We start from the raw sequence: 10,673 nt of genomic DNA on the forward strand, positions 1-10,673 counted from the left end.
ATGGCCGGCCTGATGCTCGCCGGCCGCGCGCATTCGTCGGTCAAGTCCCACAACAACCACATCGGCGTGCCGCTCACCCTGGCGCGCATGCCGCGCGACACCGAACGCGCAGTGTTCGAGATCGGCATGAACCACGCCGATGAGATTCGCCCGCTCACCCGTATGGTCCGTCCGCACGCCGCGGTGGTGACCACCGTCGGGCCGGTGCACACCGAGAACTTCCCCGACGGCGAAACCGGCGTCGCCAAGGCCAAGGCCGAGGTGTTCGAGGGCCTGCAGAAGGGCGGCGTGGCGGTGCTCAACGCCGACAACCGCTGGTTCGGCCTGCTGAAGGGCGAGGCCGAGAAGGCTGGCGCCCAGGTGCTCACCTTTGGCCGCGCCGAAGGCTGCGACGCGCGGCTGATCGACTTCCAAGGCGCGGGCGACCATGCCGTGGTCCAGGCCCGTTTCCACGGCAAGGGCCTGGACTTCCCGATCCTGCAAACCGGCATGCACTGGGGCCTCAATTCCATGGCCGTGCTGCTGATGCTGGAGGCCCTGGACGTGGACCTTGGCGACAGCCTGGCCGCGCTGGGCTCCTTCGAGCCGCTGGAGGGCCGCGGGGCCGAGAAGACGATCCAGCTGGCCGGCGGCGCCTTCACCCTGATCGACGAAAGCTACAACGCCAACCCCGTGTCCATGGCCTCGGCCATCGCCACCCTGGGCGCGCGCAGGACGGCGGGACGCAAGGTCGTGGCGCTCACCGACATGCTGGAGCTGGGCCCGAAGGCGAGCGGCTATCACGCCGCCCTGGCCGAGCCTCTGGCCGAGGCCAGGGTCGATCTGGTGTTCGCCGCCGGTCCCTTGATGAAATCCCTCTGGGACGCCCTTCCGCCGACTCGGCGCGGCGGCTACGCCGAGAACGCGGCCGACCTGGCCGCAGACGTCGCCCGGGCCGCAGAGCCTGGCGATCTGGTGATGGTGAAGGGCTCGAACGGGTCGAAGGCCGGGCTGATCGCCCAGGCCTTGGCGCGCCTCGACGTCCGGCCAGGGGAGGCCGGCTGATGTTCTATTGGCTCTATGAGCACTTCTCGATGGGCGGGCACAGCCACGTCACCGTCCTGAACCTGCTCCGCTACCTGACCTTCCGCACCGCCATGTCGATCTTCACGGCACAGGTGATTGTGGTCGCCATGGGCTCGCGCTTCATCCGCTGGATGCAAGCCAAGCAGGGCAAGGGCCAGCCGATCCGCGCCGAGGGCATCCAGCGCCACATCACCGAGAAGGCCGGCACGCCGACGATGGGCGGAGTGATGATCCTGGCGGGTCTGATCGTCGGCACCCTGCTCTGGGCGGACCTCTCCAACGTCTATGTCTGGGCCGTGCTGCTGGTCACCGCCGGCTACGGCCTCCTGGGATTCCTGGACGACTATTCCAAGGTCACCAAACAGACCACCGACGGCATCTCCGGCAAGATGCGGCTGCTGCTCGAGGCGCTGATCGCCATGGCGGCGATCAGCCTGATCATCCTCTTCGCCGCCAAGCCGCCGGAGGACCCGTCGCTGCTGACGTCGGTGACCTTCCCGCTTTTCAAGGGCGCGGTCGTGAACCTCTCCTGGTTCTATCTCCTGTTCGGCGCCTTCGTGATCGTCGGCGGCGCCAATGCGGTGAACTTCACCGACGGCCTGGACGGGCTGGCCACCGTGCCGGTGATGATCGCAGCCTCGGCCTATGGCCTGATCGCTTACCTGGTCGGCAACTTCGTCTTCGCCAACTACCTGCAGCTGCACTTCGTCCCCGGGGTCGGCGAGATCGCCATCTATTGCGGGGCGATGATCGGCGCCGGCCTCGGCTTCCTCTGGTACAACGCCCCGCCGGCCCGGATCTTCATGGGCGACACCGGCGCGCTGGCCCTGGGCGGCGGCATTGGCGCGGTCGCCGTTGCGACGCGGCAGGAGATCGTGCTCGGCGTCATCGGCGGCCTGTTCGTGGCCGAGACGCTTTCGGTGGTCATCCAGGTAGCCTGGTTCAAGCGGACCGGCCGGCGGATCTTCCTGATGGCTCCGATCCATCATCATTTCGAGAAGCTCGGCTGGTCCGAGTCGACCGTCGTGATCCGCTTCTGGATCGTCTCGATCATGCTGGCCCTTCTGGGCCTGGCCACCCTGAAGCTGCGGTAGGGAGGGCATGGGCGCGTCATGATCCCGGTCCGCGGCTTTGAGGGCAAGACCGTCGCCGTGTTCGGCCTGGCCCGCACCGGCCTGGCGGCGGCGCGCGCCCTCATCGCCGGCGGCGCCGACGTGGCGCTGTGGGACGAGAGCGCCGAGCGCCGCGCGGCCGCCGAGGCCGAGGGCCTGCCGCTGGTCGACCTGACCACCGCCGACTGGAGCCGGTTCGCCGCGCTCATGCTGTCGCCCGGCGTGCCGCTGACCCATCCGACGCCGCACTGGACCGTCGAAAAGGCCAACGCCGCCGGCGTCGAGATCGTCGGCGATATCGAACTCTTCGCCCGCACGGTGAACGCCGCGCCGGAGCACAGGAAGCCGAGGATCGTCGCCATCACCGGCACCAACGGCAAGTCGACGACCACGGCGCTCATCGGCCACGTCTGCGCCCAGGCCGGCCGCGACGTGCGCATCGGCGGCAACATCGGGATCGGCGTCCTGGACCTCGAGGACATGCACGGCGGGGCGGTCTACGTCCTGGAGATGAGCTCCTATCAGCTCGACCTGACCTCCAGCCTGCATGCCGACGTCACCGTGATCCTCAACCTGTCGCCCGACCATCTGGAGCGCCACGGCTCGATGGAGGGCTATGTCGCCGCAAAGCGCCGCATCCTCTTGAACCAGGGCAAGGGCGACACCGCGGTGATCGGCGTCGACGATCCCTGGGGCCAGCAGATCTGTACCGAGATCACCGCCGCCAACCGCCGCACCATCGTGCCGATCTCCGCCAACAAGGCCATGGGCCGTGGCGTCTATGTGCTGAACGGCCTGCTCTACGACGCCACCGGCGAACGCGCCCAGGAAGTCGCCGACCTCAACCGCGCTCGCTCGCTGCCCGGCCGCCACAACTGGCAGAACGCGGCGGCCGCCTACGCCGCCGCCAAGGGCCTCGGCATCGCGCCGGACGAGGCCGCCGAGCACCTGCTGAGCTTCCCCGGCCTGGCGCACCGCATGGAGACCGTGGCCACTCTGGGCCGCGTGCGCTTCGTCAACGACTCCAAGGCCACCAACGCCGACGCCGCGCGCCAGGCGCTCTCCAGCTATCCGAAGTCCTACTGGATCGCCGGCGGCCGGGCGAAGACCGACGGGATCGAGGCGCTGGAGGATCTCTTCGGCCGCGTCGCCAAGGCCTATCTGATCGGCGAGGCCGCGCCCGCCTTCGCCCGGACGCTGAATGGCAAGGCGCCCGCCGTGGAGTGCGGGACGCTCGATGTGGCGGTCGCCCAGGCCTACGCCGACGCCTCGGCCAGCGGCCAGGATGCGGTGGTTCTGCTGTCGCCGGCCTGCGCCTCCTTCGACCAGTACGCCGACTTCGAGGAACGCGGCGAGGCCTTCCGTTCCGCCGTCCAGCGCCTGGCCCATGCGGCAAGAGGCGCGGCATGACGGTTTTCCGACTCAAGCTAGCCTCGCTCTCCGTATGACCGCCGCCACGCCCCAGGCCACCCACGCCTTCGCCCGTTCGGATCGCAGCGCCATCGGCGTCTGGTGGTGGACGGTGGACCGCTGGATGCTGGGCGTCGTGGCGCTGCTGATCGCGGTGGGCGTGGTCATCGCCTTCGCGGCCAGCCCCGCTGCGGCGGCCCGGATGAACATCGGCGACCCGTTCCACTTCGCCGTGCGCCAGTGCGTGTTCGCCGTCATGGCCGCGGTGATCCTGATCGTCACCTCGATGTTCGACGTGAAGACGGTCAAACGAAGCGCCTTCTTCATCTGGCTGATCGCCATCGCGGTGATGGTCGCCCTGCCGTTCCTGGGCCACAACGCCAAGGGCGCCACGCGCTGGATCGAGCTCGGCGGCTTCTCTCTGCAGCCCTCGGAGTTCATGAAGCCGGCGCTGATCGTGCTGGTCGCCTGGATGTTCTCGGAGGGCCAGAAAGGGCAGGGCGTGCCCGGCGTCTCCATCGCCTTCGCGCTCTACCTGATCCCGGTCGTGCTCCTTCTGATGCAGCCGGACGTTGGCCAGACGGTGCTGATCACCGCCACCTTCGGGGCGGTCTTCTGGATGGCAGGCGTGCCGTTGTCGTGGGTGATGGGCCTCGGCGTCGTGGCCGTCGCAGGGCTGGGATCGACCTATTTCCTGCTGCCGCACGTGGCGTCGCGGGTGGACAAGTTCCTGCAGCCGGACAAGGCCGACACCCATCAGGTCGACGCCGCGCGCGTCGCGCAGGCCGCGGGGCGGCTTTTCGGGCGGGGCCCGGGCGAAGGCGTGCTGAAGCGGTCGATCCCTGACGCCCACACCGACTTCGCGCTCTCGGTGGGCGCCGAGGAGTTCGGGCTGGTGTTCCTGATGCTGGTGGTGACGCTGTTCACGATCATCGTCGTGCGCGGCCTCTATCGCGCGATGAAGCTCTCCGACCCCTTCGAGCAGGTGGCCGCGGCCGGCCTGTTCGTGCTGGTGGGCTTGCAGGCGATCATCAATGTGGCGGTCAATCTCGACATGATCCCCACCAAGGGCATGACGCTGCCGTTCATCAGCTATGGCGGCTCGTCGATGCTGGCCATGGGCCTGACGCTGGGCCTGGCCCTCGCCCTGACCCGCCGCCGTCCCGGCGCCTATACGGTCGGGGAAGGCCTCGCCAAGGCCGGCGCGTTCGCTTAAGCGCACCTGAGCATGCGTAACATCGCGGTTCTCGCCGCCGGGGGCACCGGCGGCCATCTGTTTCCCGCCCAGGCGCTGGCCGAGGCCCTGATCGCCCGCGGCTGGTCCATCGTGCTGGCCTCCGACGAGCGGGTGGCCGGCCTGTCCCAGGACTTCCCCGCCGAACACCGCATCGGCCTGTCGTCGGCCACCTATCGGCGGGGCAACCCGCTCAGCATGGCGACGGCGGGCTTGGCGGTGCTGCGGGGCGCGGCGCAGGCGCGCGCCCTCTATCGCGAGCTCGGCCCCCGGGTGGTGGTGGGGTTCGGCGGCTATCCGTCCGCGCCGGCCCTGGTGGGCGCGATCTTCGACAGGCGCCGCACGGTGATCCATGAGCAGAACGCGGTGATGGGGCGCGCCAACCGCATGCTGGCCGCCCGCGTCACGCGCGTCGCCTGCGCCTTCCCGACCCTGCTCAAGGCTCCGCCGCAGGTGGCCCGCGCCGCGACCGTGGTGGGCAATCCGGTGCGCCCGGCAATCCGCGCGTTGGCCGACCTGCCGTACACGCCGCCGGTCGCCGATGGCCCGATCCGCATCCTGATCACCGGCGGCAGCCAGGGCGCACGTCTGCTCTCCGAACTGGTCCCGGAAGCCATCGCGGCCTTGCCTGACCCCCTTCGCCAGCGCCTGCTGATCCAGCAGCAGACCCGCCCGGAATCCATGGAGGCCGCCCGGCGCACCTACCGCAACGCCGTCGTCGACGCCGAGATCGCCCCCTTTTTCCGCGACATGGCCGGCCGGCTCGGCGCTGCGCACCTGGTGATCGGCCGCTCCGGCGCGGGCAGCGTCTGCGAGTTCGCGGTGGCCGGAAAGCCCTCGATCCTGGTGCCGCTGGCCATCGCGCTGGACGACGACCAGGGCCAGAACGCCAAGCTCTTGTCCGACGTGGGCGGCGCCGAAGTGGCCCGCGAGAGCCAGCTTACCGTCGCCAGCCTGTCCGGCGCCCTGGAGAAGCTGCTGACCAATCCCGACCGCCTGGCGCGGATGGCGGCCGCCGCGCGCAGCGTGGCCATTCCCGACGCCGCCGAACGGCTGGCCGACGTCGTGGAAGAGACCGCCGGCGCCTGACGGCCGTGGCGAGGGCGCGCCGAGCTGCGCTACTGTTGAGGCGAACCTGGAGAGACCTGATGCAGCGTGCGGCCGCGGCGATCCTGATGGCGCTGGGCCTTGCAGGTCCGGCGAGGGCGACGCCGCTCGCGGCCTGGGTGCAGATGACCGGCGCGGGCGCGGAGGTCCGCGCCGTGGCCGAGGGCGAGGCCTGTCCGGTCCTGACCGTCGACGGAAAGGCCCGCCCCATGAGCCTGCGCGCCGCACGCGACGACGCCTTCCCCAACCTCATGTGCGAGGCGGCCCTGCCGCGCGGCGCCAGGACCGCGAGCGTCGAGGGGCGCGCACTGCCGGTCCCCAAGGCCCAGCCGCAGCGGTTGGTGATCCTGGGCGACAGCGGCTGCCGGCTGAAGGGCAAGGTCATCCAGAACTGCAACGATCCGGTCGCCGGCTGGCCCTTCGCCAAGGTGGCGGCGCTGGCGGCGGCGCAAAAGCCCGATCTGGTGATCCATGTGGGCGACTACTACTACCGCGAGACGCCGTGCCCCGAAGGCCTCGCCGGCTGCGCGGGAAGCCCCTACGGCGATCGCTGGCCCTCCTGGAAGGCGGAGCTGTTCGACCCGGCGGCGAGCCTGCTGGGCGCGGCGCCCTGGGTCTTCGGCCGCGGCAACCACGAGGACTGCGTGCGCGGCGGCAAGGGCTGGTTCCGGCTGCTCGACGCCGACCCCAAGGCGCGGAGCTGCCCGGCCCACAGCGACACCTTCCTGGTGGACATTGGCGGCGTCACCCTGGCCGTCCTCGACAGCGCCGACCCCGACGATACGAAGCCGATCGCGGCTGAGGCCGAGGCCTTCGTCAACGACCTGAAGCCGCTGGCGGCGACGAAACAGCCGGCGTGGCTGGTGACGCACCGCCCGCTCTGGGAGGTCTTCCGCACCGGTCCTCTGCTCACCGACACTGGCGGCAACGTCAACGAACGCCAGGCCGCCAAGGCGCAGGGACTGGGCCGCACCGAGCTGGTCGTCGCCGGCCACCTGCACACCTTCTATAGCCTCGACTTCGGCGCCGGCCGGCCCGGCCAGCTGGTGGTCGGCACCGGCGGCGATGTGTTGGACTCCGCCAAGGCCGCCGCGCCTGTGCTGGCGAAGATCCAGGTCGACGGCGCGCCCGCTACCGTCTTCGACATGGACCGGTTCGGCTACTTCGTCTTCGACCGCGTCGGCGGGGGTGCGGCCGACGACTGGAAGGGCGTGTTCCGCGATCTCACCGACGCTGTGATCGCCACCTGCGCCCTGCACGCCGGCCGAATGACCTGCGTCGCGGCCTGAACGGCGCGCGCACGGATATTTCCCCCGCCCTTGCAATGCGCTAGCACCGCCGGATGACCCGTCGCCCCGTGCCCTTCGACATCGGCCCCGTGCACTTCATCGGCATCGGCGGCATCGGCATGAGCGGCATCGCCGAGATCATGCTGCGCATCGGCTATGCGGTGCAGGGCTCCGACGCCAAGGCCAGCGCCAACACCGAGCGGCTGGAGAAACTGGGCGCCAAGATCTTCATCGGCCATGACGCCGCCCACGTGGAGGGCGCCTCGGCCATCGTCTATTCGACCGCGGTGAAGGCCGACAATCCGGAGATGGTCGCCGGACGCGACCGGCGCCTGCCCCTGGTCCGCCGCGCCGAGATGCTGGCCGAACTCATGCGCCTGCAGTTCTCCGTGGCCGTGGGCGGCACGCACGGCAAGACCACCACGACCTCGATGGTCGCTTGCCTGCTGGACGCGGGCGGCCTGGATCCGACCGTGGTCAACGGCGGGATCATCAACGCCTACGGGACCAATGCGAAGGTGGGGGCCGGCGACTGGATCGTGGTCGAGGCCGACGAGAGCGACGGCACCTTCCTGAAACTCAAGTCCACCGTGGCCATCGTCACCAACATCGACCCCGAGCACCTGGACCACTACGGCGAGTTCGAGGCGGTAAAGAAGGCGTTTCGCGACTTCGTGGAGAACATCCCCTTCTACGGCTTCGCGGCGATCTGCACCGACCATCCGGAGGTCCAGGCGATGTCGGCCCGGGTCGAGAACCGGCGTCTGGTCACCTACGGGGTCAATCCGCAGGCCGAGGTCCGCGCCGAGAACCTCAGCATGGGCCCCGACGGCTGCCATTTCGACGTGGTGATCCATCCGCATGATGGAGAAGCGATCCGCTACGACGGCCTGCACCTGCCCATGGCTGGGCACCACAATGCGATGAATGCACTGGCCGCCATCGCCGTGGCCCGCGAGCTGGGGGTCGGGGCGGAGGACATCCGCAAGGGCCTGGCGGCCTTCGGCGGCGTGCGCAGGCGTTTCACCACCACCGGCGTCACGGGCGGCGTGCGGATCATCGACGACTACGGCCACCACCCGGTGGAGATCGCCTCGGTGCTGAAGGCCGCCCGCGCGGTCACCGAAGGGCGCGTGATCGCTGTCGTCCAACCGCACCGCTACTCGCGCCTGGCCGACCTGTTCGACGAATTCTGCAGCTGCTTCAACGACGCCGACGTGGTGATCGTCGCCGACGTCTATCCGGCCGGCGAGGCGCCGCTGCCGGGGATCGACCGCGACGCCCTGGTCGAGGGCCTTCGCCGCTACGGGCACCGCCGGGTGCTGGCGCTGGACAATCCCGCCGGCCTGCCGGGGCTTGTTCGCGAGGAAGCCCGGCCCGGCGACCTGGTGGTCCTGCTGGGCGCCGGCGACATCACCGCCTGGGCCTACGCCCTGCCGGACCAGCTCACCGCCCTGGCGGCCAAATGAGCTGGACGGATCGCCTGCCGGCGGTTCGCGGCCGGCTTCTGAAGGACGAGCCGCTGGGACCCTTCACCTGGTTCCGGGTCGGCGGGCCGGCGGACGTCCTGTTCCTGCCGCAGGACGATGAGGACCTGGCCGGGTTCCTCAAGGGTCTCGGTCCGGCCGTGCCCGTGACCTTGCTGGGTGTCGGCTCCAACACCCTGGTGCGCGACGGCGGCGTGGACGGCGTGGTGATCCGTCTGGGGAAGGCCTTCGCGACCGTCGAACCTCGCGGCGGGGCCCGCATCTTCGCGGGCGCCGCGGCGCTCGACGCCACCCTGGCGCGCGAGGCGGCCAAGGCCGGGATCGCCGGCCTGGAATTCTATCGCGGCGTACCCGGCTCGGTTGGCGGCGCCCTGGTGATGAACGCCGGCTGCTATGGTTCGGAGACCAAGGACGTCCTCGTCGAGGCCTACGCCCTGGCCCGCGACGGCCGCCGGCTGACACTGACCAACGCCGAGCTGGACTACAGCTACCGCAAGTCGGCCCGGGCCGCGTCGGAGCCGCTGGTCTTCCTGGGCGGGCTCTTCGAAGGGCGCCCCGACGATCCCGCCGCCATCGTCGCACGGATGGACGAGATCACCGCACGCCGCGAGCAGACCCAGCCGATCCGCGAGAAGACCGGGGGTTCAACCTTCAAGAACCCGCCCGGCCATTCGTCCTGGAAGCTGATCGACGAGGCAGGCTGGCGAGGCAAGCTGTTCGGCGGCGCGATGTTCTCGCCGCTGCACGCCAACTTTCTGATCAACACCGGCGAAGCGACGGCCGCGGACCTTGAGGGGCTTGGCGAGGCGGTCCGTGCGGACGTTAAGGCCAAGGCTTGCGTCGAACTCGAATGGGAAATCAAACGCATAGGCCGGACGTGAGTATTCGCCTCTGGGGGGAGCTCGTTTGCGCTAACCCCTAACGCCGGGTTAAGGTGAGGGGCGGTCTGGAATTGGACGTGGGCGCGCGGCCTCGTCCTGCTGGATTCTGGGAGTTCGTGGATGAGTATGGTTCGCACTCTAGGCCTGGGCGCGGGGTTGTTCTTCGCGGTCGCGACCGCGGCGATGGCGAACGACGTGTCGCTGCCGGCCTATGGCAATGTCGGCCATCAGAACACCGCTGCCTACGTGTTCACGGCGCAGTCCTCCGGCGACCTGGAATCCTATTTCACCGGCTCGACGGCCACTGACACCGAAATCCTTGGCGTGCTGGTCAACGGCGTCGAGGAAGGCACCATCAGTCTCGCCAACCATGGCACGCCCCTGGGCTATGAATGGAATTTCGGGCCGTCCTTGTCCCAGCCGGTGGTGGTGGCGACAGGCGACACCATCACCTTCTTCATCAATGACGAAAACCCGACGCGCGACATCGTTCCGGGCCACGACAACATCTTCTATTCCAACGCGAACATGAATTCGTACAACAACCAGCCGGTGCAGCACATCTTCTCGGCGGCATTTGGCGGCGGCACGATCAGCGCCGGGGGTCAGAGCGCCTTCGTTCCCGCCGGCACCTATGTCGGCTTCGAAGACCTGCCGGCCAACGTGGCGGACTGGAACTACAACGACGAAACCTTCGTCTTCAACATCGTTGCGCCGACGACCAGCTTGGGTCCGACGGGTTCGCAAAACTCCCCCGGCGGCATCCCAGAGCCCGCCACCTGGGGCCTGATGCTGGTCGGCTTCGGCGGACTGGGCGCCCTGTTGCGCCGGGCGCGCGCGAAGGGCCTGGCCACGGCCTGATCCTTCCCGCCGACACGGCTGCAACGCCAAGGCCCCGGCTCACTTCCGGGGCATTTTGCTGGGTCAATTGGGCGCAATTCGAGAAAACCCACGACGCTGGGTCGCCTCACCGGCGCGACCTGGGGGAGCCGCGGGACCTGACCCCGCGCACCGTCGGCGCTTAGCAGGTCCCAACCGCCTCTTGACCCGGCGCCTCGGCTCCGTCACCGCCATGGCATCGCCTGGCA

At 69.5% G+C, this 10,673-nt stretch carries 9 protein-coding genes; all 9 read left to right on the top strand.

Features of this window, described 5'->3' with window-relative positions:
* Nucleotides 1–1,044 (top strand): Mur ligase family protein (locus E8A12_RS02765; RefSeq protein ID WP_293366228.1); only part of this gene is annotated, 1,044 nt, incomplete at its 5' end.
* Nucleotides 1,044–2,159: a phospho-N-acetylmuramoyl-pentapeptide-transferase gene (gene mraY / locus E8A12_RS02770; protein WP_293366229.1), complete on the top strand. Its 1,116-nt coding sequence runs from the start codon at nt 1,044–1,046 to the stop codon at nt 2,157–2,159. The genes E8A12_RS02765 and mraY, both read left to right, overlap by 1 nt.
* Before the next feature lie 18 nt (nt 2,160–2,177).
* Nucleotides 2,178–3,587, top strand: a complete 1,410-nt coding sequence (gene murD / locus E8A12_RS02775; protein ID WP_293366230.1) for a UDP-N-acetylmuramoyl-L-alanine--D-glutamate ligase — start codon at nt 2,178–2,180, stop codon at nt 3,585–3,587.
* 34 nt (nt 3,588–3,621) lie between these two features.
* A complete protein-coding gene (ftsW, locus tag E8A12_RS02780) occupies nt 3,622–4,803 on the top strand; it encodes a putative lipid II flippase FtsW (RefSeq protein WP_293366231.1) in 1,182 nt (393 codons plus the stop codon).
* Nucleotides 4,804–4,815: 12 nt separating this feature from the next.
* A complete protein-coding gene (gene murG, locus E8A12_RS02785; protein WP_293366232.1) occupies nt 4,816–5,910 on the top strand; it encodes an undecaprenyldiphospho-muramoylpentapeptide beta-N-acetylglucosaminyltransferase in 1,095 nt (364 codons plus the stop codon).
* A 59-nt stretch (nt 5,911–5,969) separates the two neighbouring features.
* Entirely contained in the window at nt 5,970–7,217 is a 1,248-nt protein-coding gene (locus tag E8A12_RS02790; protein WP_293366233.1) for a metallophosphoesterase, read from the top strand.
* A 53-nt stretch (nt 7,218–7,270) separates the two neighbouring features.
* Nucleotides 7,271–8,686 carry a UDP-N-acetylmuramate--L-alanine ligase gene (gene murC, locus E8A12_RS02795; protein ID WP_293366234.1) on the top strand — a complete coding sequence of 472 codons (1,416 nt, stop codon included), beginning with the start codon at nt 7,271–7,273 and terminating at the stop codon, nt 8,684–8,686.
* Nucleotides 8,683–9,585, top strand: a complete 903-nt coding sequence (murB, locus tag E8A12_RS02800) for a UDP-N-acetylmuramate dehydrogenase (protein ID WP_293366235.1) — start codon at nt 8,683–8,685, stop codon at nt 9,583–9,585. Before murC ends, murB begins: the two co-directional genes overlap by 4 nt.
* 120 nt (nt 9,586–9,705) lie before the next feature.
* Entirely contained in the window at nt 9,706–10,446 is a 741-nt protein-coding gene (locus E8A12_RS02805; protein ID WP_293366236.1) for a PEPxxWA-CTERM sorting domain-containing protein, read from the top strand.
* Nucleotides 10,447–10,673 lie beyond the last annotated feature (227 nt).

Source organism: Phenylobacterium sp. (genome assembly GCF_004799395.1).
GTDB lineage: Bacteria > Pseudomonadota > Alphaproteobacteria > Caulobacterales > Caulobacteraceae > Phenylobacterium.

Excerpts from the sequence above, each read along its gene's own strand:
- E8A12_RS02790 (WP_293366233.1), top strand. The coding sequence starts at position 5,970 with ATGCAGCGTGCGGCCGCGGCGATCCTGATGGCGCTGGGCCTTGCAGGT.
- murD (WP_293366230.1), top strand. The coding sequence starts at position 2,178 with ATGATCCCGGTCCGCGGCTTTGAGGGCAAGACCGTCGCCGTGTTCGGC.
- murG (WP_293366232.1), top strand. The coding sequence starts at position 4,816 with ATGCGTAACATCGCGGTTCTCGCCGCCGGGGGCACCGGCGGCCATCTG.
- E8A12_RS02805 (WP_293366236.1), top strand. The coding sequence starts at position 9,706 with ATGAGTATGGTTCGCACTCTAGGCCTGGGCGCGGGGTTGTTCTTCGCG.
- mraY (WP_293366229.1), top strand. The coding sequence starts at position 1,044 with ATGTTCTATTGGCTCTATGAGCACTTCTCGATGGGCGGGCACAGCCAC.
- murC (WP_293366234.1), top strand. The coding sequence starts at position 7,271 with ATGACCCGTCGCCCCGTGCCCTTCGACATCGGCCCCGTGCACTTCATC.
- ftsW (WP_293366231.1), top strand. The coding sequence starts at position 3,622 with ATGACCGCCGCCACGCCCCAGGCCACCCACGCCTTCGCCCGTTCGGAT.
- murB (WP_293366235.1), top strand. The coding sequence starts at position 8,683 with ATGAGCTGGACGGATCGCCTGCCGGCGGTTCGCGGCCGGCTTCTGAAG.